Annotated in this window: 3 protein-coding genes; all 3 read left to right on the top strand. The window is 71.0% G+C overall.

Going from position 1 to position 23,755, the window contains the following annotated elements; all coding sequences use genetic code 11:
- Positions 1–662, top strand: a 662-nt coding sequence (locus tag H0U68_RS17245; protein ID WP_296357806.1) for a phosphopantetheine-binding protein, incomplete at its 5' end; no start/stop codon positions are given.
- Positions 659–14,665: a non-ribosomal peptide synthetase gene (locus H0U68_RS17240; RefSeq protein ID WP_296357803.1), complete on the top strand. Its 14,007-nt coding sequence runs from the start codon at positions 659–661 to the stop codon at positions 14,663–14,665. The genes H0U68_RS17245 and H0U68_RS17240, both read left to right, overlap by 4 nt.
- The coding region (locus tag H0U68_RS17235; protein ID WP_296357801.1) for a non-ribosomal peptide synthetase at positions 14,662–23,755 on the top strand (9,094 nt) is incomplete at its 3' end. The genes H0U68_RS17240 and H0U68_RS17235, both read left to right, overlap by 4 nt.

The following is a 23,755-nucleotide window of genomic DNA, read 5'->3' as shown; positions in this document are numbered from 1 at the left end:
TGGACGACCCGTTCCACGGCGGGCGCATGTACCGCACCGGCGATCTGGCGCGCTACCGCGCCGACGGCAGCCTGGACTACCTCGGACGCAACGACCTTCAGGTGAAGGTCCGCGGCTTCCGCATCGAGCTCGGCGAGATCGAAGCCAAGCTCGCGCAACTCCCCGGCGTGCGCCAGGCCGTCGTGCTGGCCCGCGAGGACAGTCCCGGCAACAAGCGGCTGGTCGCCTACCTCATCGCGCAGGAAGGCGCCGGCACGCTCGATGCCGCCGACTTGCGCACCCGCCTGGGCGCGCTGCTGCCCGACTACATGGTGCCCGCCGCATTCGTGCAGCTGGACGCCTTCCCGCTCACGCCCAACGGCAAACAGGACCGCAAGGCCCTGCCCGCGCCCGAAGGCCAGGCCTTCGCCCGCACGCGCTACGAAGCGCCGGCCGGCGACACGGAGACGCTGCTGGCCGGCATCTGGGCCGAGCTGCTGCAGGTCGAGCGCGTCGGCCGCCACGACAGCTTCTTCGCCCTGGGCGGGCATTCCCTGCTGGTGATCCGAATGATCGAGGGCCTCCGCCAGGAGGGCCTGTCGGTCGACGTGCGCTCGCTGTTCGTCACACCCACGCTGGCGGCGTTTGCCGCGGCCGTCGAAGAAATGGAGATCACCCTGTGAACGTCCTCGAACTGCTGGACCATCTCCATGACCAGGGCGTCGCACTGTCCGTGCGCGACGACCAGCTCGTCGTCCAGGGCAAGAAGCAGGCGCTGCAGGATGCTGGTCTGGTGCATCTCATCCGCGACAACAAGCCGGCGCTGATCGAGATGATCCGCAGCGGCGGCTACCAGCCCGCCCGATCCGCGGCGGTGGAGGTGCCGCCCAACGCCATTCCCGCCGACGCCCGGGCCATCACGCCGGCCATGCTGCCGCTGGTGCGGCTCACCCAGCCGCAGATCGACGGCATCGTCGCCGGCGTTCCCGGCGGCGCCGCCAACGTGCAGGACATCTACCCGCTCGCTCCCCTGCAGCAGGGCATGGTGTTCCACCACCTGATGGCGCGCGCGGGCGACGCCTACCTGATGCCCACGCTGTTCCGCTTCGCGCGCCGCGCGCAGGTGGACGCCTTCGTGCAGGCGGTGCAGGCGGTGGTGGACCGCCACGACATCCTGCGCTCCGCCGTCCTGTGGGAAGACCTGCCGGAACCGGTGCAGGTGGTGTGGCGCCGCGCGCCGCTGGTGGCGGAAACCCTGGTGCTGGACGCCGCGGACGGCGCGGTCGAAGAACAGCTGCGCCAGCGCTTCGACCGCAACCGGCACCGGATCGACCTGCGCCAGGCGCCGCTGATGCACATCGCCATCGCCCACGACGCTGGCGCCGGCCGCTGGGTGCTGCTGCTGCTGGTGCACCACCTGGCCATCGACCACACCGCGCTGGAGATCATCCAGCACGAGGTCCAGGCGCACATGCTCGGACAGGCCGCGGGCCTGCCGGCGCCGCTGCCGTTCCGCAACTTCGTCGCCCAGGCGCGCCTGGGCGTTCCCGACGCGGAGCATGAAGCCTTTTTCCGCCAGATGCTGGGCAACGTCGACGCACCGACCACGCCCTTCGGCCTGGACGACGTGCAAGGCGACGGCTCGCGCAACGCCGAGGCGCGGCTCGCGCTCGACGACGCACTGGCGCGGCGCCTGCGCCAGTGCGCGCTGGCCGCTCAGGTGAGCGTGGCCAGCCTGTGCCACCTGGCCTGGGGCATGGTCGTGGCGCGCACGGCCGGGCGCGACGACGCCGTGTTCGGCACGCTGCTGTTCGGCCGCATGCAGGGCGGCGCGGGCGCCGACCGCGTGCTGGGCCTGTTCATCAACACCCTGCCGCTGCGCGTGCGCATCGACGACACGGGCGTGCGCGACAGCCTGCGCGGCGTCCATGCCCTGCTGACCCGGCTGCTGCGCCACGAGCACGCGGCACTGGCGCTGGCGCAGCGCTGCAGCGGCGTGGCGGCACCGGCACCGCTGTTCAGCGCGGTGCTGAACTACCGGCACAGCGTGGTTCCGCGGGCGCCCACGGCGGCCGAACTCCAGGCCTGGGAAGGCATCGAGGCCCTGGGCACCGAGGAGCGCACCAACTACCCGTTCACCATGACGGTGGACGACCTGGGCGAAGGCCTGGCACTCACCTCGCGCGTCGATGCCAGCCTGGATCCGCAGCGGCTGTGCGCCTACATGCTCAAGGCCCTGACGGAACTGGCGGCCGCGCTGGAGCAAGCCCCGGACACGCCCCTGCGCAGCCTGGACGTGCTGCCGGCGGCGGAACGGCAGCGGCTGCTGGTGGACTGGAACGCGACGCGCACCGAGTACGACCGCGCGAAGTGCGCGCACGAACTGTTCGAAGCGCAGGCGGCGGCCACGCCGGCAGCGATTGCCCTCGCGCAAGGCGACACGACGCTGACGTATGCGGAGCTGAACGCCCGCGCCAACCAGCTTGCGCGCCACTTGCGCGCGCTCGGCGTCGGGCCGGAGGCGCGGGTCGCGGTCTGCGCCCAGCGCGGCTTCCACCTGGTCACAGGGCTGCTTGCGATCCTGAAAGCCGGCGGCGGCTTCGTGCCGCTCGACCCCGCGTATCCGACAGCGCGGCTGGACTTCATGCTGCGCGACTGCGCGCCGGTGGCGCTGCTGGTGGATGGCGATGCGCCGATCCAGCTGCACGCGGGGGAGACGATCGACCTGGCCAGAGCAACGCCCGCGTGGTCGCGGAACTCCACCGAAAACCTGCCGCGCGCGGACACCGGCTTGCATGCGGGCCACCTCGCCTACGTCATCTACACCTCGGGGTCCACCGGTCAGTCGAAGGGCGTGATGGTGGAGCACCGCAGCGTGTGCAACCTCACGCATGCGCAGATCGAAGCCTTCGCCATCGAACCCGGCAGCCGCGTGCTGCAGTTCGCCTCGGTGAGCTTCGACGCCTGCGTGTCGGAGCTGATGACCACGCTGTGCCGCGGCGCATGCCTGGTGCTGACCGACCCGTCCATGGTGCTTGCCGGCCCGGCCCTCGTTGACATCGTGCGCGACCAGGCGATCACACACGCGACGCTGCCGCCCGCGGTGCTCACCGCCCTGCCGGCGGAAGCGAGCCTCGGCGGCATGACCACGCTGGTAGTAGCCGGTGAAGCCTGCCCGGCGTCGGTGGTGCAGCGCTTCGCACCCGGCCGCCGCTTCATCAATGCCTACGGTCCGACGGAGACCACGGTCTGCGCGAGCCTGCAGCAGTGCCTTGCCAGCGAGGGCGCACCGGGCATCGGCCGACCCATCGCCAACACGCGCATCTACCTGCTGGACGCACACCGCGAACCGGTGCCCATCGGCGTGCCCGGCGAGATGTACGTGGCCGGCGACAGCGTGGCGCGCGGCTACCTGAACCGCGGCGAGCTGACGGCGCAGCGCTTCCTGGCCGACCCGTTCCACGGCGGGCGCATGTACCGCACCGGCGACCTCGCGCGGCAGCGCGACGACGGCAACCTGGTCTACCTGGGCCGCAACGACCTGCAGGTCAAGGTGCGCGGCCACCGCGTGGAACTTGGCGAGATCGAGGCGCGGCTGGCCGAGTATGCAACGGTGCGCGAAGCGGTCGTGGTCGAGCGCGAAGACACGCCCGGCGACCGGCGCCTGGTGGCGTACTACACCGCGGCGGCCGAAGACGCCGAAGCCGAGTTCGACTGGAGCAGTTTCGTCGCCACCGCATCCGGCAACGCGGGCAGCGACGATGCGCAGCAGGCGCACCAGCGCGCCATCGCGCTGCGCGCGCATCTGGCCGAGACGCTGCCAGAGTACATGCTGCCCGCGGCTTTCGTCGCGCTCGACGCGCTGCCGCTCACGCCCAACGGCAAGCTCGACCGCCGCGCCCTTCCCGCGCCGGGCGCCGAAGCCTACGCGGCGCGCGCCTACGAAGCCCCGGAAGAAGGCGTTGAAACCACGCTGGCACGGCTGTGGTCCGAGCTCCTGAACATCGCCCGCGTGGGCCGGCGCGACGACTTCTTCGTGCTGGGCGGCCATTCGCTGCTGGCCGTGCGCCTGATGTCCCGGCTGCGCCAGGAGGTGGGCATCGAACTGCCGCTGAACGAGGTTTTCGCGCATTCGACCTTGGCCGCAATGGCCGATGCGGTCCGCGCCACTGCGCAGAGCGCGCTTCCGCCCATCGGCCAGGTGGCGCGGGACGCCGGCCCGCTGCCGCTGTCTTTCGCGCAGCAACGCCTGTGGTTCCTGGCGCAGCTGGATGCGAGTAGCCGCGCCTACGACATGCCGCTGGGCCTGCAGCTGACAGGCAGGCTGGACCGCGCGGCGCTGAAGCAGGCGCTGGACCGGATCGTCGCGCGGCACGAGGCGCTGCGCGCCAGCTTCACCGCGGTTGACGGCCAGCCAATGGTGCAGCTTGCGCCGGCGACCGTCGGCTTCACGCTGCACGGACACGACCTGCGCGACCATGCAGATGCGCTCGCGCAAGCGCGGCTCATGGCGGATGCCGAAGCAGGCGAAGCGTTCGATCTTGCCCAGGGTCCCTTGATCCGCGGCCGCCTGCTGGCGCTCGGCGACGAAGAGCATTGGCTGCTCATCACCATGCACCACATCGTCTCGGACGGCTGGTCGATGGGCGTGCTGGCGCGGGAGCTGGGCGCGCTGTACAGCGCGTTCGCCCAAGGCCATCCTGACCCGCTGCCGCCGCTCGCGGTCCAGTACCTGGACTACGCAGCCTGGCAGCGCCGCTGGCTGGAGGGCGGTGCGCTGCAGCGCCAGCAGGATTATTGGAAGGACCGCCTGGCGGATGCGCCGGAGATCCTCGCGCTGCCCATCGACCATCCGCGTCCGCCGCAGCAGGACCACCGGGGCGCGATGGTGGGCTTGGCTTTGGACGCACCGCTGGTCGCAGGCCTGAAGGCACTGAGCCTGCGCCATGGCACCACGCTGTACATGACCCTTCTGGCCGCCTGGGCCGCCTTGCTGGGCCGTCTGTCGGGCCAGGACGACCTGGTGATCGGCACGCCGGTCGCCAACCGCACGCGCGTGGAAGTCGAAGGGCTGATCGGCTTCTTCGTCAACACGCTGGCGCTGCGCCTCGACCTGGGCGGCAGCCCGAACGCGGCGGAACTGCTCGCGCGCGTCAAGACGGAAACGCTCAACGCCCAGCAGCACCAGGACCTGCCGTTCGAGCAGGTCGTCGAGATCGTCAATCCCGCGCGCAGCCGTGCGCACAGCCCGCTGTTCCAGGTGATGTTCGCCTGGCAGAACGACGACGGCGAAGATGCCCTGGCGCTGCACGGCCTGCAGGTCGGCTCCGCGGGTGGCGCTCTGGACGTCGCCAAGTTCGACCTCACGCTGCACCTGGGCGAGACGGCCGGCCGCGTCGTCGGCGGCATCGAGTACGCGTGCGCCCTGTTCGAGGCGGACACGATCGAACGCTATGCCGGCTATTTGCAGACCCTGCTGCATGCCATGGTGGCCGATGAACGCATGCCGCTCGACCGGCCGGCGCTGCCGGATGCGGCCGAGCGCCGGCAGCTGCTGGTGGAGTGGAACGCCACCGAGACCGACTATCCGCGCGATGCCTGCGTTCACCAGCTGTTCGAGGCGCAGGCACGCCGCACACCGGCGGCCGTGGCCATCGTCCACGGCGCCGAGCGCATCGACTACGCCACGTTGGATGCGCGGGCGACCGCGCTGGCCCAGCGCCTTGCCCGCCTCGGCCTGCAGCCGGGCGCGCGCGTCGCCACTTTGCTGGACCGCTCCATCGGCCTGGTCGCCGCGCAGCTCGCCATCCTGAAATGCGGCGCCGCGCACGTGCCGCTGGATGCGCGCATGCCCCCGGAGCGCAACGCCTTCATCGTGCGCGACAGCCAGGCCTGGTGCGTGATCGACACCGCCGGCGCCGTGCAGGTCGGCGACACGCGGCGCATCCATCTGGACCAGCCTGATGCAGACGCAACAGCCCCGTCCCAGGACGACCACTGTCCGGCCGTCGTCGCCGACGGCGGCACGGCCGCCTACGTCATGTACACCTCCGGCTCCACCGGAGAGCCGCGCGGTGTGGTCACGCCGCACCGCGCGATTTCGCGCGTGGTGCTGAACAACGGCTACGCGGACTTCGGGCCAGGCAACCGCGTCGCCTTCGCGGCGAACCCCGCGTTCGACGCGAGCACGATGGAGATATGGGCGGCGCTGCTGAACGGCGGGCGCCTGGTCGTGATCGACCAGGACACCCTGCTCGATCCGCAAGCCTTCGCCCGCGAATTGCTGCGCCAGGAAGTCGACGTGATGTGGCTCACCGTCGGCCTGTTCAACCAGCACGCGCAGGCGCTGCACAGCGTGCTGCCGCAGCTGCGCTACCTGGTGGTGGGCGGCGACGCGCTGGATGCGGCCGTGATCCGGCACGTGCTGGCGACCAACCCGCCACAGCGGCTCATCAACGGCTACGGCCCGACCGAGAGCACGGTGTTCGCCATCACGCACCCGATTGCGGCGCTTGCGGACACGGCGCGCAGCGTGCCGATCGGCACGCCGATCGCCAACACCCGCGTCTACCTTCTGGACCGGCACTTGCAGCCGGTGCCGCGCGGCGTGGCCGGCGAGATCCACATCGCGGGCGACGGCCTGGCGCTGGGCTACCTGAACCGGCCGGAACTCACGGCCGAGCGCTTCGTCGACGACCCGTTCCACGGCGGGCGCATGTACCGCACGGGCGACCTCGCCCGGCACCTGCGCGACGGCACCATCGAATTCCTCGGGCGCGACGACTTCCAGGTGAAGCTGCGTGGATTCCGCATCGAGCTCGGCGAAATCGAGGCCAAGTTGCGCCTGATGGCCGGCGTGCGCGAATGCGCCGTGCTGGCGCGTGAGGACGGCGCGGGCGGCAAGCGGCTGGTGGCCTACCTCGTGCCCGAGCCGGGCGTGGACCTGGCGCCCGCCGCCGTGCGGGCCCACATCGCTGCATCCCTGCCCGACTACATGGTTCCCGCCGCCGTCGTGCGGCTCGACCAGCTGCCACTCACCGCCAACGGCAAGGTGGACCGCCGCGCGCTGCCGGCGCCGGATGCCGGCGCGTACGCCGCACACGCCTACGCAGCTCCGGAAGGCCGCATCGAAATCACGCTCGCCGCGATCTGGGCGGACCTGCTGCAGGTCGGCCAGGTGGGCCGCGACGACGACTTCTTCGCGCTCGGCGGCCACTCGCTGCTGGCGGTGCGGCTCGCCTCCCGCGTGCGCCAGGACCTGGGCGTCGAGCTGGCCCTGGACCAGCTGTTCGCGCATCCGCAGCTGCGCGGGCTCGCCCAGGCGCTGGAAACGGCCGCGCGCACCGAACTGCCGCCCATCACGCCGGCCGCGGGCGACGAGGCGCCGCTCTCGTTCGCGCAACAGCGCCTGTGGTTCCTCACGCAAGTGGAAGGCCAGAGCCGGGCGTACCACATGCCCATGGGGCTGCACCTGACAGGCAAGCTGGACCGCGCCGCACTGCGCCAGGCGCTGGGCCGGATCGTCGCGCGCCACGCGGCGCTGCGCACCACCTTCGCGCTGAAGAACGGCGAGCCGGTGCAGCGCATTGCGCCGGCCGACACCGGCTTCGCGCTGGTGGAGCACGACCTGCGCAGGCACGCCGATCCGCTTGCCGAAGCCAAGGTCCTGGCCGAGGTGGAAATCGGCGCGCGCTTCGACCTCACCACCGGCCCGCTGATCCGCGGCTGCCTGATCGCGGTGGGCGACGAGGAACATGCGCTGCTGATCACCATGCACCACATCGTCTCGGACGGCTGGTCGATGGGCATCCTGTCCAACGAACTGTCTGCGCTGTACGCGGCCGCCCTTGCGGGCCGGCCCGATCCGCTGCCGCCGCTGCCGATCCAGTACCACGACTACGCTGTCTGGCAGCGCACCTGGCTGGCCGGCGAGCGCCTCGGTGCCCAGGCGGACTACTGGAAAACCGCGCTGCAGGACGCACCCGCCCTGCTGGAGTTGCCGACCGACCGGCCCCGGCCGGCGGTGCAGGACTTCGCCGGCGCCTTCGTGCCGATCGCGCTCGACCCCACGCTGACGCAGGCGCTGAAGGCCCTCAGCCAGCAGCAGGGCACCACGCTCTTCATGACCGTGCTGGCCGGCTGGGCCATCGTGCTGTCCCGGCTGTCCGGCCAGGACGACTTGGTGATCGGCACCGGCGCCGCCAACCGCACCAGCACCGAACTCGAAGGCCTGATCGGCTTCTTCGTGAACTCGCTGGCCCTGCGCATCGACCTGTCGGGCGCGCCGGAAACGCTGGATGCGTTGCAGCGCGCCAAGGCTTCCGCACTGGGCGCACAGGCCGCGCAGGACGTGCCCTTCGAGCAGGTGGTGGAGCTGGTGCAGCCGGCGCGCAGCGCCGCGCACACGCCGCTGTTCCAGGTGATGTTCGCCTGGCAGAACACCGACCGCGGCACGTTCGACCTCCCGGGCCTGACGGTGGGCGGCCTGGGCCTGTCGCTCGACGCCGTGAAGTACGACCTCGAACTCACCATGGGAGAGTCGGACGGACAGCTCACCGGCGGGCTGGGCTATGCAAGCGCCCTGTTCGACGCAGAGACGGTCGCGCGCATGGCCGGCTACCTGGAAGCCGCGCTGCGCGCCCTGGTGGCGCCAGCGCAGCCCATCGCCGGCATCGAGCTGCTCTCGGCAACGGAACGCACGCGGCAGCTGGTGGAATGGAACGACACCGCCACCGCGTTCGATGAAACGCTGTGCGCCCATCAAGTGTTCGAAGCCCAGGCCGCGCGCACGCCCGATGCGCTGGCGGTCGGCGTAGACCGGGGCGGTCCTTCGCTGCGCTACGGCGAACTCAATGCGGAAGCCAACCGCCTCGCGCACTTCCTGCGCGACCTGGGCGTGGGTCCCGGCACGCGCGTCGCGGTCTGCGTCGAGCGCAAGCCCTACCTGGTCGTCGCGCTGCTGGCCATCCTGAAAGCCGGCGGCGCCTATGTGCCGCTGGACCCGGCCTATCCGGCCGAGCGCCTGGGCTTCCTGCTGGCCGACTGCGACCCGGCCGTCGTGCTGGTCGACGCCACCGGCCTGGCCGCATTGGGCGACGGCGACCGCGGACCCACCATCGCGCTGGACGCGGCGGAGCCGGCCTGGAGCGACGCCTCCGCCACCAACCTGGCGCCGCAAGACATCGCCCTGGCGCCCACCGACAGCGCCTATGTGATCTACACCTCGGGCTCCTCCGGCCGGCCCAAGGGCGTGGTGGCGCACCACCGCGGCCTGGTGAACCTGGCCTTCGCGCAGGCCGCGTGCTACGGCGTCCACGCCGACAGCCGCGTGCTCCAGTTCGTCTCGCCCAGCTTCGACGTGAGCCTGTCGGAAGTGGCCATGGCCTGGGCCGCTGGCGCATCCCTCTGGTTCGCTGCCGGCAAGGACGACCTGCAACCCGGCATCGCGCTCGCCGGCACGCTGCACCGCTGCGGCATCACCCACTTGAGCGTGGCGGCACCCGTGCTCGGCTTCCTTCCCGAGGACACCATGGCCGGCCAGACCATCATCGCGGGCGGGGAAGTCCTGCCGCCGCAGATGGCGCAGCGCTGGGCACGCAATCACGTGCTGTTCAACAACTACGGCCCGACCGAGGCGACCGTCTGCGCCACGGTGCACCGCTGCGCTGTCGACGCGCTGTCCGTGGTGCCCATCGGCCGCCCGATCGCGAACGTGCGCACCTACGTGCTCGACGCGCAGCTGCAGCCCGTGCCCATCGGCGCGACCGGCGAGCTGTGCATCGGCGGCGTCGGCGTGGCGCAGGGCTACCTCAACCGCCCGGAGCTCACGGCCGAGCGTTTCCTCGACGATCCGTTCGGCACTGGGCCGGGTGCACGCCTCTACCGCACGGGCGACCTCGTGCGTTACCTGCCCGATGGCGCGCTGGCCTTCGTCGGCCGCAACGACTTCCAGGTGAAGATCCGCGGCTTCCGCATCGAGCTGGGCGAAATCGAGGCGCGGCTGGCCGAGCATCCCGCCGTGCACGAATCGGCGGTCACGGCACGCGAGGACGGCGCTGGCGGCGAAAAGCGCCTGGTGGCCTACGTCTCTCCGCGCGCCGATGCGGCGCCGCTGGTGCACCGGCTGCTGGCCATGACGCAGGCGGACCCGACCATCCAGCCGCTGCTGTACGAGCTGCGCGACGGCCTGCCGGTGTTCCACAAGAACCGGCGCGAAACCGACCTGATCCATGCCGAGATCTTCGATTCCGAGGAATACGTGCGCAACGGCATCCGGCTGGGCGACGACAGCTGCATCTTCGACGTCGGCGCCAACATCGGGCTGTTCTCGCTGTTCATGGCGCAGCGCCACCCGGGCGCCCGCCTGTACGCGTTCGAACCCATCGCGCCGCTGTACCGCTGCGTGCAGCTGAACCAGCAACTGCACGCAATTGCCGGCAAGGTGTTCAACCTGGGCCTGTCGAACCGCAACGCCGAAGCGACCTTCCGCTTCTATCCGAACAACACGGCGGCATCGACCAGCGAAGTCTCGGTGGAAGGCACGCGCGCCATCGTGCGCACCTTCCTGGCCAACGACGCGGCATCCAGCGGCGCGCAGGCGTCGCAGCAGGACGGCCAGTCGGTGGAGGAAATCCTCGACGCACAGCTGAATTACGAGGAACAGGTCTGCCAGCTGCGCCGGCTGTCCGACGTGATCGCGGAGCAGGCGGTCGCGCGCATCGACCTGCTGAAGATCGACGTGGAAGGCGCGGAGCTCGACGTGCTGCACGGCATCGACGAAGGCGACTGGCCGAAGATCGGCCAGCTGGCCATCGAGGTGCACGACATCCAGGGCCGGCTGCAGACCGTCACCACGCTGCTGGACGCGCGCGGTTTTGCCGTCTCGCGCCACCAGAGCCCGCTGCTGGAGAACACCGGGCTGCACACGCTCTATGCGATCCACGCCACGTACCAGCCGCGGGAAGACGCACCCGCCAGCGCGCCCCGCATCGTGCCCACCGCCGGGGAAAACTGGAACACGGTCAATGGCCTGGTGCAGGGGCTGCGCGCGCATCTGGCCCGGGTGCTGCCCGACTACGCGATGCCCGCCGCCTTCGTGGTGGTGCCTGCCCTTCCGCTCACGCCCAACGGCAAGCTGGATCGCCAGGCGCTGCCCGAGCCCGACGGCAGCTCGGCCGACCTGCGGCAGTACGAGGAACCGCAAGGCCCGCTGGAGGCCGCGCTTGCGGCCATGTGGTGCGAGTTGCTGGGCGTGCGCTCGGTGGGCCGCCACGACCATTTCTTCGAGCTTGGCGGGCATTCGCTGCTGGCCCTGCAGCTGATCGGCCGCGTGCAGCGCGACCTGGCCGTCGAACTGCGCCTGGCATCGCTGTTCACCCACGCCACGCTGGCGGAACTGGCCGAAGTCGTTGGCAATACGCAAGTCACCACGCTGCCGCCCATCACGCGCACCGAACGCGGCGCACGCATGCCGCTGTCGTTCGCGCAGCAGCGCCTGTGGTACCTGGCGCAGCTGGAAGCCACCGGCGCGGCGTACCACCTGCCCCTGGGCCTGCACCTGCGCGGGGTGCTCGATGCCAAGGCGCTCGCGCTCGCCCTGGACGGGCTGCTGGCACGCCACGAGGCGCTGCGCACGTTCTTCGTGCTGGACGACGGGCAGCCGGTGCAGCGCTTCGCGCCGCCGGAAACCCGCTTCGTGTTGCACGTGCAAGACCTGCGCGGCCACGCCGATGCCGAAACGCAAACCCAGGCCCTGGCCGAAAGCGAAGCGGTGGCGGCGTTCGATCTGGCACACGGGCCGCTGATCCGGGGCCGCCTGCTGGTGCTGGGCGAAGAAGAACACGTGCTGCTGATCACGATGCACCACATCGTGTCCGACGGCTGGTCGCTCGGCGTGCTGACGCGTGAGCTGGGCGCCCTGTACGCCGCGTTCGCCGAAGGCCGCCCGGACCCGCTGCCGCCGCTCGCGATCCAGTACGCCGACTACGCCGCCTGGCAGCGCCGCTGGCTGGACGGCGAGGTGCTGCAACGCCAGAGCGACTACTGGAAGGAGCGCTTCACCGACGCGCCCGCCCTGCTCGAAGTGCCGGCCGACCGGCCGCGCCCCGCACACCAGGACCACCGCGGTGCCATCGTCTCCATCGCTTTGGACGACGCGCTCAGCGCCAAACTCAAGGCACTGGGCCACCGCCATGGCACCACCCTGCACATGACCTTGCTGGCCGCCTGGAGCGCGCTGCTCGGGCGCCTGTCGGGCCAGGACGACCTGGTGATCGGCACGCCGGTGGCCAACCGCACGCGCATGGAAGTCGAAGGGCTGATCGGCTTCTTCGTGAACACCCTGGCGCTGCGCATCGACCTGGCGGGCAGCCCCGACACCGCCGAACTGCTGCGGCGGGTGAAGGCGGAATCGCTGAACGCCCAACAGCATCAGGACCTGCCGTTCGAACAGGTGGTGGAGCTGGTCAAGCCGGTGCGCAGCATGGCGCACACGCCGCTGTTCCAGGTGATGTTCTCCTGGCAGGACCGCCAGCAGACCGGCGCCGGGGTCGAGCTGCCCGCCCTGGCGCTGCGCCAGGTGACGACGCAGCACCACATTTCCAAGTTCGACCTCACGCTACACATGAGCGAAGCGGCGGGGCGGCTCACTGGCGGCATCGAATACGCGAGCGCGCTGTTCGACGCAGCGACCATCGAGCGCTACGCGGGCTACTTCAAGACGCTGCTGCAGGCCATGGTGGCCGACGAGCAGCAGCCGGTCGACCGGCTGGAGCTGCTGGACGCGGCCGAACGCCACCAGCTGCTGGTGGAATGGAACGCAACTGCCGCCGAGTACCCGCGCGACCGCTGCATCCACGAGCTGTTCGAGGCGCAGGTGCACCGTACTCCCGATGCCCTGGCGGTGCTCGGCGAGGACGCGCAGCTGAGCTACGCGGAGCTGCATGGCAAAGCGTGCGCGCTGGCCCAGCATCTGCGCGCCCTGGGCGTGGGCGCCGGCTCGCATGTGGCGATCCTGCTGGACCGCTCGCTCGAGCTGGTCTGGGCCCAGCTGGCCGTGCTGCAGTGCGGCGCCGCCTATGTGCCGCTGGACCTGAACGCACCGCAGGAACGCCAGGCCTTTATGGTCGCCGATTGCCAGGCGCCCGTGGTACTCAGCCTGTCGCACCTGCCGATGGCGCAGATGGAGGCCGTGCGCCTCGATTTGGATACGCTGGTGACCGATGCCGCAGCCGGGGATGCACCAGCGCCCGCGCCTACCGACAGCCTGTCCACCGCCTGCGTGATGTACACCTCCGGCTCCACCGGCCAGCCCAAGGGCGTGGTCGTGCCGCACCGCGCCATCGCCCGGCTGGTGCTGAACAACCACTACGCGCGCTTCCACAGGGACGACCGGGTGGCGTTCACTTCCAACCCGGCTTTCGATTCCTCCAGCATGGAGGTGTGGGCTCCGCTGCTGCACGGCGCCTGCATCGTGGTCGTCTCGCATGCCACCTTGCTGCAGCCTTCGGCATTGGCAGCCTGGCTCACCAAGAGCGGCACCACCATCCTGCACCTGGTGGCCGGCCTGCTGAGCGCCTACGCGCAGCCGCTGGCCGCCGTGTTCCCCACCCTGCGCTACCTGCTCACCGGCGGCGACGTGGCCGTGCCCCGTGCCATCGCACAAGTTCTCAAGGACAGCGCCCCACAGCACCTGGTGCATTGCTACGGTCCCTCGGAGACGACGACCTTCGCCACCACCTGCGAGCTCACCCAGGTGGCCGAGGACGCACGCAGCGTGCCCATCGGCAAGCCCATCGCCAATACCCGCATCTACCTGCTGGACAGACATGCCCAGCCGGTGCCGCGCGGTGCCACGGGCGAGATGTACATCGCCGGCGATGGCGTCGCGCAAGGCTATCTGAACCGGCCCGAACTGACCGCCGAGCGTTTCCTGCAAGACCCGTTCGCCGGCGGCCGCATGTACCGCACCGGCGACCTGGCGCGCTACCTGCCCGACGGCAACATCGAGTTCCTCGGGCGCAACGACTTCCAGGTGAAGGTCCGCGGCTTTCGCATCGAACTCGGCGAGATCGAGGCGCGCCTCGCGCAGATCCCCGGGATCCGCGAATCCGCCGTACTGGCCAGGGAAGACGTTCCCGGCGACAAGCGCCTGGTCGCCTATGTGGTTGCCGAGGCGGGTGCGGACCTGCAGGCGGGCGACCTGCGCGCGCAGCTCTCGGCCGTGCTGCCCGAGTACATGGTGCCCAGCGCCCTCGTGCTGCTGGACGCGCTGCCGCTCACCGCCAACGGCAAGCTGGACCGCCGCGCGCTCCCCGCGCCGGAGATCACCACGCGCTACGAGGCGCCGGTCGGCAAGATGGAAACCGCCCTGGCGGCCACCTGGGCCGAGGTGCTGGGCCTGGAGCGCGTCGGGCGCAACGACAACTTCTTCGAGATCGGCGGCCATTCGCTGCTGGCGGTCCGGCTCATGACCCGGGTCGAGCTGGCCTTCGGCGTCAAGTTCTCCCTGTCCGAATTTCTGGAGCAGCCGACGCTGACCGCCATGGCCGCGACGATCCTGCGCGCGCGCCTGGCGCGCTTCTCGCCCGAAGCACTGGCCGCGCTCGCCTCCGTCAACACGGAACGCCAGGCGCCGGACCCTGCACAGGCCGCCGCGCGCCTCACCAACGGAATCACCACGCCATGAACGACGCCCTGCGCAACCTGGACCTGGCCGAGCTCGAGCGCCTGCTCGAACAGGCGGAAGAAGCGGGCCTGCAGGAGCAGCCCCGCCAGGACCTCTCGATTCCGCGCGTGGACCGCGGCACGCCGCTGCCGCTGTCCTTCGCGCAGCAGCGCCTGTGGTTCCTGACGCAGCTGGACAGCCCGGGCCAGACCTACCACATGCCGCTGGGCCTGCACCTCACCGGTGTGCTAGACCGCGCCGCATTAGCCGCTGCCCTGGACCGCGTAGTGGAGCGCCACGAGGCACTGCGCACCACCTTCACGGCGCGGGACGGCCAGCCGGTGCAATGCATCGCGCCGCCCGGCGCCGGCTTCGCGCTGCGCGAACACGACCTGCGCGACCGCGTGGACCCGCGCGCCGAGGCGCACGCGCTGGCCACCGAGGAAGCGGAGGCGCCGTTCGACCTCGAACGCGGCCCGCTGATCCGCGGACGGCTGCTGGTGCTGGGCGACGAAGAGCACGTGCTGCTCATCACCATGCACCACATCGTGTCCGACGGCTGGTCCATGGGCGTGCTGATGCAGGAAATCAGCGCGCTGTACGGCGCGTTTGCCCGCGGCCGGCCCGACCCATTGCCGCCACTGGCGGTGCAGTACGCCGACTACGCCGCCTGGCAGCGCCAGAGCATGGACGACGACGAGCAGGAGCGCCTGGCCGTGTATTGGCAGCGCGCCCTGGCGGGCGCGCCGGCCCTGTTGCCGCTACCCGCCGACAGGCCGCGCCCGCCGCAGCAGGACCACCGCGGCGCGGTGTTCGACTTCGAACTGGACGCGGAACTCACCACCGGCCTGAAGGCGCTTGCGCAGCGCCACGGCATGACGCTGTACATGACGCTGCTGGCGGGCTGGGCCGCGCTGCTGGGCCGGCTCGCCGGCCAGGACGATGTCGTCATTGGCACGCCGACGGCCAACCGCAACCGCGTCGAGGTGGAAAGCCTGATCGGCTTTTTCATCAACACGCTGGCCCTGCGCATCGACCTGCAGGGCGACCCGACGGTGCGGCAGATCCTCCAGCAGGTCAAGACCGTCTCGCTCGAAGCGCAGCGCAACCAGGAACTGCCGTTCGAGCAGATCGTGGAACTGGTCAAGCCGGTGCGCAGCCTGTCCCACAGCCCGCTGTTCCAGGTGGTGTTCTCGTGGCAGAACAACGCCAAGGGCAAGCTCGACCTGCCGGGCCTGGAGATGGCGCCGGTGGGTGTCAGCCAGCAGACCGCGAAGGTGGACCTGACGCTGAACCTGGGCGAATCGGACGGCCGCATCGTCGGCGGCATCGAGTACGCCACGGCCCTGTTCGACCACGCCACCGTCGGCCGCTACGCGGGCCACCTGCGCACCCTGCTGCGCGCGATGGTGCTGGACGAAGCCCAGGCCTTCCACGCGCTGCCGCTGCTGGACGCGGCCCAGCGCCGCCAGGTGCTGGTGGAGTGGAACGCCACGGACGCGCCGTATCCCGAGGACCACTGCGTCCACGAACTGTTCGAGGCGCATGCGGCCAGCGCGCCGCAGGCCACCGCGCTGGTGCACGGCGCGCAACGCCTGAGCTACGCCGAACTCGATGCCCAGGCCAACCGGCTGGCACATTTCCTGCGCGACCTGGGGGTCGGCCCCGACGTGCGCGTCGCGATCTGCGCCGAGCGCCGCCCGCACCTGGTGGTGGGCTTGCTCGCGGTGCTCAAGGCCGGCGGCGCCTTCGTGCCGCTCGACCCGGCTTACCCGCGCGAGCGGCTGGACCACATGCTGGCCGACAGCGATCCCGCGGTCGTGCTGGTGGATGCCCTGGGCGAGAAGGCATTGAGCGGCAACGGCCACGGCCCGCGCCTGTTGCTCGACGCCGATGAGACACCCTGGGCCGACGCGCCCGCCGATGCCCTTGCACCGGACAGCCTGGGCCCGGTGCCCACCAACTTGGCCTACGTGATCTACACCTCGGGCTCGACCGGCGTGCCCAAGGGCGTGATGGTGGAGCACCGCAGCGTGTGCAACCTGTCCACGGCGCAGACCCGTGCGTATGCGGTCAGCGCGGACAGCCGCGTGCTGCAGTTCGCATCCATCAGCTTCGACGCCTGCGTGTGGGAAACCGTCATGGCGCTGTGCCATGGCGCCGCGCTGCACCTGCCGGACGCGGAGACGGCGCTGGTCGGCTCCGCGCTGCTGGAAACCGTGCGCGCGCACCGCATCACCCATGCCACGCTGCCGCCCGCGGTGCTTACCGCATTGGGCGACGACCCCACCGCCGACGCGGCATTCGCCTCGTTGCGCACTCTGATCGTCGCCGGCGAAGCGCCCACGACCGCGCTGGTGCGGCGCTGGGCGCCGGGGCGGCTGTTCATCAACGCCTACGGCCCGACCGAGACCACCGTGTGCGCGACGATGCAGGTCTGCGACCCTGAAGACCCCATCGACACCGGCGTGCCGCCCATCGGCCGGCCGATCGCCAACACGCGCGTCTACCTGCTCGACGCCTACCGCCAGCCTGTGCCCGTCGGCGTGCCGGGCGACCTGTACGTCGGCGGCGCGAGCGTGGCGCGCGGCTACCTGAACCAGCCCGAGCTGACCGCCGAGCGCTTCCTGCGCGACCCGCACGACCAGCGCCAAGGCGCCCGGATGTACCGCACCGGCGACGTGGGGCGCTTTCGCGCCGACGGCAGCATCGAGTTCCTCGGGCGCAACGACTTCCAGGTCAAGGTGCGCGGCGTGCGCATCGAACTCGGCGAGATTGAATCGCGGCTGGCCGACCACCCCGGCGTGCGCGAGGCGTTGGTCATTGCCGTGGATGCGCAGGCCGACCGGCGCCTGATCGCCTACTACACCCGCGTGGCCGATGTGGAGGCGGGCGCGGCGGAACTGAGCGCGCATCTCGCGCGCTCGCTGCCCGACTTCATGGTGCCGGCCGCCTTCGTCGCGCTCGACGCTTTCCCGCTCACCGGCAACGGCAAGATCGACCGCAAGGCGCTGCCGGACCCCGACGGCTCCTCGGTGGTGCGGCGCGGCGACGAGCCGCCGCAAGGCGACACCGAGCAGGCACTGGCGCGCGTGTGGTCCGAGCTGCTGCAGATCGAGCGCGTGGGCCGCCACGACGACTTCTTCGAGCTCGGCGGCCACTCGCTGCTGGCCGTGCGCCTGACCGCGTGCATCCGCCGCGACCTGGGCGTCGAGGTGTCGCTCTCCACGCTGTTCGCGCAATCCACGCTGGCCGGCATGGCGGCGGCGGTCGCCGCCGCGCACCGCAGCGACATGCCGCCCATCGTGCCCACGGCGCGCGGCGGCCGGCTGCCGATGTCTTTCGCGCAGCAGCGCATGTGGTTCCTCGCGCAGCTCGAAGGCGTGGGTGCCGCGTACCACATGCCCATGGGGCTGCAACTCGGCGGCCGGCTCGACCACGCCGTGCTGCGCAGCAGCCTGGACCTGCTGGTGGCGCGCCACGAGGCCCTGCGCTCGACATTCCATGTCGACGATGGCGAGGCCTACGTCGAACTCTCAGCGCCGGACATCGGCTTCGCGCTGCGCGAGCACGACCTGCGCTCCGAGGCAGACAGCGACGCGGCGATGCAGCGCCTAGTGGCCCAGGAGATGGCGGCGCCGTTCGACCTGGAAACCGGCCCGCTGGTGCGCGGCTGCCTGGTCCGGCTGGCCGACGACGACCACGTGCTCATCATCAACCAGCACCACATCGTCTCCGACGCGTGGTCGATGGCGGTCTTCACGCGCGAGCTGTCCGCACTCTACGGGGCCGGCACAGAAGGCCGCGCCGATTCCCTGCCGCCCCTGGCGATCCAGTACCCCGACTACGCCGCCTGGCAGCGCAGCCCGCTGGTGGCCGAGCGCTCGGCCCGCCATGCCGACTACTGGAAGACCGCGCTGGCCGGCGCGCCGACCTTGCTCGACCTGCCCACCGACCGGCCGCGCCCGGCGCAGCAGGACTTCGCCGGCGCCTTCGTGCCGCTGGAGATCGATGCCGAGCTGACGCGCGAACTGCGGGCGCTGTGCAAGCAGCAGGGAACCACGCTGCTGGCGACGGTGCTGGCGGCATGGGCCATCGTGCTGTCGCGGCTGTCGGGCCAGCGCGACCTGATCGTCGGCACCGTCACCGCCAACCGCGGCCGCGGCGACGTCGAAGGGCTGATCGGCTTCTTCGTCAACTCGCTGGCGCTGCGCATCGACATGCGCGACGGCCCCGGCACGCACGCGCTGGTCCGCCAGGTGGGCGAGACGCTGCTGGGCGCGCAGGAGCACGAGGACCTGCCGTTCGAACAGGTGGTCGAACTCGTGCAGCCGGCGCGCAGCCTGGCGCACAGCCCGCTGTTCCAGGCGGTCATCGCATGGAACAACGCAGGCGCCGGCGAGCCGGCATTCCCCGGGCTGGAGGTGCGCACGCTCGGCGGCGGCGCCGATGCGGCCAAGTTCGATCTCACGCTGATCATGAGCGAAGCCGGCGACCAGCTGATCGGCCGGCTGGGCTATGCCAGCGCGCTGTTCGATGCGGACACCATCGCGCGGCAGGTGGGCTATCTCCTCACCACGCTGCGCGCCCTGGTGCGCACCGAGCAGCCGGTGGACAGCGTCGAGCTGCTGCCGGCGCACGAGCGCCACCAGCTGCTCGCGCAGTGGAACGCGACCGCCGCGCCGTTCGACGACGCGCGCTGCGTCCACGAACTGTTCGAAGCGCAGGTTGCCCGCACGCCGCACGCGCTGGCCGTCGAACAGGACGGCACCTCCCTGACCTATGCCGAACTGAACGCGCAGGCCAACCGGCTCGCGCACTTCCTGCGCGACCTGGGCGTGGGCCCCGACGTGCGCGTCGCCCTGTGCCTGCGGCGGCAACCCTGCATGGTGGTCGGCCTGCTCGCCGTGCTGAAGGCGGGCGGCGCCTACGTGCCGCTCGACCCGGCCACGCCGCGCGACCGGCTGGCACACCTGCTGGCCGACAGCGACCCGCGCGCCGTGCTCGTCGATGCCGTGGGCGCGCGCGCCACGCAGCACGTGGACTTTCCCTGCTTCCTGCTCGATGCCCAGGCGTCACCGTGGGACGACCACCCCGCCGACAACCCATCCGCGCAGGAGGCCGAACTCGTCCCTTCGCACCTGGCCTACGTCATCTACACCTCCGGTTCCACCGGGCTGCCCAAGGGCGTGCTGGTGGAGCACCGCGGCGTCGTCAACTACCTGCAATGGGCCATCGGCGCCTATGCGCCGGCCGTGGCGGCGCGCTCCATCGTCTCCAGCGCCCTGGGTTTCGACGCCACCGTCACCAGCCTGCTCGCGCCCCTGCTGTGCGGCGGGAGCGTGCGGCTGCTCGCGGAAGGCGGCGAGATCGACGGCCTGCTGCACGCCGTGCAACACGCCACGGCGCCCAGTCTCTTCAAGCTGACGCCGGCCCACCTGCAGGCGCTGTCGCAGGCCTCCCAGGGCACCGGCTCCGCGCCCAGCGCCGTGGCGCATCTCTACGTGGTCGGCGGCGAAGCGCTGTCGGGCACGACGCTGCGGCAGCTGCGCGGCCTGAACCCCGCGGCGCGCGTGGTCAACGAGTACGGCCCCACGGAAACCGTGGTCGGCTGCGTGGTGCATGCGGTGGAGCCCGGCAGCACCCTGCCCGACGCGATTCCCATCGGCCGGCCCATTGCCAACACGTGCATCTACCTGCTGGACGGCCAGGGCCGGCCCGTGCCGTTGGGCGCGGCCGGCGAGATTTACATCGGCGGCTCCGGCGTGGCCCGCGGCTACCTGAACCGGCCGGACGTGACGGCCGAGCGCTTCGTGCACGACCCGTTCGGCACCATGCCCGGCGCGACCCTCTACCGGACCGGCGACCTGGCACGCTACCGCGCCGACGGTTGCCTGGAATACCTCGGGCGCAACGACTTCCAGATCAAGCTGCGGGGCTTTCGCATCGAGCCCGGCGAGATCGAGGCGCGGCTGGCGGAACACCCCGGCGTGCACGAAGCCGTGGTGGTGGCGCGCGATGGTGAAGGTGAAGACGGCAAACGCCTGGTCGCCTATGTCGTCCCCTCGCCCGACACGGCGCCGGTGCTGCGCAACCTGCTGCGCATCGAACAGGCCGACCCCGGCGTCGCCAGCCAGGTGCACGAGCTGGACAACGGCCTGCCGGTATTCCACCGCAACAAGCGCGAGACCGGCTTCCTGTTCGCCGACATCTTCAAGGACAGCGAGTACGCGGGCCACGGCCTGACGCTGGCCGACGACGCCTGCGTGTTCGACGTCGGCGCCAACATCGGCATGTTCTCGGTGTTCATGTCGCGCCAGTTTCCACGGGCGAAGATCTACGCGTTCGAGCCGATCAAGGCCCTGTTCGGCTCGCTCTCCCTGAACCGCCGGCTGCACGGCATCCGCGGCGAGGCCTTCAACGTCGGACTGTCCGACGAGGCCCGGCTGGCCACCTTCCGCTTCTATCCGCACAACACGGCGGTCTCCACCAGCGTGGTGTCGCACGAGGACACGCGCGAGATCGTGCGCGGCTTCGTCGACAACCAGGTCACCGCGATGTCCGCTTCGACCGCCGCCTCCGGCACCGGTGCGGGCGCGGCCGAGGTCAGCGACATCCTGGACACGCAGCTCACTTACGAAGAGCATGTCTGCCAGCTGCGGCGCATCTCCGAGGTGATCGCCGAGCAGCGCGTCGAGCACATCGACCTGCTGAAGGTCGACGTGGAAGGCGCGGAACTCGACGTGCTGCGCGGCATCGATGAAGACGACTGGGCGAAGATCGGCCAGCTGGTGATCGAGGTGCACGACGTCGAGGATCGGCTGCGCACCATCACCGCGCTGCTGCGCAAGCATGGTTTCGAGGTGGTGGTCGACCAGCTGGCATCGGTGCGCAACACCGCGCTGTACAACCTGTACGCCGTGCACCCGCGCCAGCGGCCCGGCCGCACCATCGCCGCCGACACGGCGACCGCCCCCGCCAGTGGCCGCTGGGACAGCCGCGCCCACCTGGTCCGCGACCTGCGCGCGCACCTGTCGCGCGCGCTGCCCGACTACATGGTGCCCTCGGCCTTCGTCGCCGTGGACGCGTTCGTGCTGACGCCGAACGGCAAGCTGGACCGCCAGGCCCTGCCCGATCCCGACGGATCGGCGCTGGTGCACCGCGCCTACGAGCCGCCGCAAGGCGAGACCGAACTGGCACTGGCCGGCCTGTGGGCCGACGTGCTCAAGGTCGACCGCGTCGGCCGCGGCGACCATTTCTTCGAGCTGGGCGGGCATTCGCTTCTCGCCTTGCAGCTGCTCTCGCGCATCCAGCGCGACTTCTCCGTCGCGCTGACGCTCGCGCCGCTGTTCGAGCACCCCACGCTTGCGGCGCTGGCCCAGGTGATCGACAACGCCGCCAGCAACGCGCTGCCGCCCATTCCCCTGGTGGCGCGCGACGGCCCGCTGCCCCTGTCGCTCGCGCAGCAGCGGCTGTGGTTCCTGGCGCAGCTCGATGCCGCCAGCCCGGTCTACAACATCCCGCTCGGCCTGCATCTGCAGGGCGCGCTGGACCGCGCAGCGCTGCGCGCCAGCCTGGACCGGCTGGTCGCGCGGCACGAAGCGCTGCGCACCACGTTCGACAGCAACGACGGCGAGGCCTATGCGCGGCTGGCGCCGCCGGATGCCGGCTTCGCGCTGGCCGAGGCCGACCTGCGCGGCAACCCCGACGCGCTTGCCGCGGCACGCCGCATGGCGCAGCAAGAGACATCGAACCCGTTCGACCTGCGGCGCGGGCCGCTGATCCGCGGCCGGCTGCTGCGGCTGGCCGATGACGAGCACGTGCTGCTGGTCACCATGCACCACATCGTCGCCGACGGCTGGTCCATGGGCGTGCTGACGCGCGAGCTGAGCGCGCTGTACGGCGCGTTCGCGCTCGGCCAGCCCGACCCGCTGCCCGCGCTGCCGATCCAGTACGCCGACTACGCCGCCTGGCAGCGCAGCTGGCTGGACGGTGCCGTGCTGCAGGCGCAAGGCGCCTACTGGCAGCGGCGCCTGGCGGGCGCGCCCGAAGTGCTGGACCTGCCGCTGGACCGCCCGCGCGCGGCGCGGCAGGACCACCGCGGCGCCTCCTATGCGATCGAACTCGACGCATCGCTCAGCGCGCGCCTGCGCGCCCTGAGCCAGCGCCACGCAACCACGCCCTACATGACGCTGCTTGGCGCATGGGCGGTGCTGCTCGGGCGCCTCTCGGGGCAGGACGACGTCGTCATCGGCACGCCGGCGGCGAACCGCACCCGGGTCGAGATCGAAGATCTGATCGGCTTTTTCATCAACACGCTGGCGTTGCGGCTCGACCTGAGCGGCGCACCGAGCACGGTGGAACTGCTGCAGCGGGTGAAGGCCGAATCCCTGGACGCGCAGCAGCACCAGGACCTGCCCTTCGAGCAGGTGGTGGAGCTGGTCAAGCCGGCGCGCAGCCTGGCGCACAGCCCGCTGTTCCAGACCATGTTCACCTGGCACAACAGCACTCCGGCGGCCTTCGAGCTGCCGGGGCTGCAGCTGCAGATGGTCGGCGGCGACCATGGCATCGCCAAGTTCGACCTGTCGCTGAGCCTGAGCGAAACCGGCGAGCGGATCGCGGGCGGAATCGAATACTCCACGGCGCTGTTCGACCGCGAGACCATCGAACGCATCGCCGGTGCCTTCGAGACCCTGCTGCGCGCCATGGTGGACGACGAGCTGAAGGCCGTCGACCGGCTGGACCTGCTGACCGATGCGCAGCAGCGCACCTTGCTGGTGGACTGGAACGACACTGCTGGCGAACTGGACGACGGCGAATTCATCCACTGCAGGATCGAAGCCCACGCGGCCGCGCAGCCGCAGGCATGCGCGGTGCTCACCGAGCAGGGCGAACTCAGTTATGCCGCGTTGAATGCGGCAGCCAACCGGCTGGCGCACCACCTGATCGGTGCGGGCGTCGGCCCGGAAACGCGCGTGGGCATCTGCATGGACCGCGGCCTGGACATGGCCGTCGGCGTGCTCGCGGTGCTCAAGGCCGGCGGCGCCTACGTGCCGCTTGACCCGACCTATCCGGTGGAGCGCCTGAACCACATGCTGGGCGACAGCGCGC

It is taken from the genome of Ramlibacter sp. (assembly GCF_013697775.1).
GTDB lineage: Bacteria > Pseudomonadota > Gammaproteobacteria > Burkholderiales > Burkholderiaceae_C > Ramlibacter.
The sequence above is the reverse complement of the archived record's forward strand: the minus strand, read 5'-3'. Positions and strand labels throughout refer to the sequence as shown.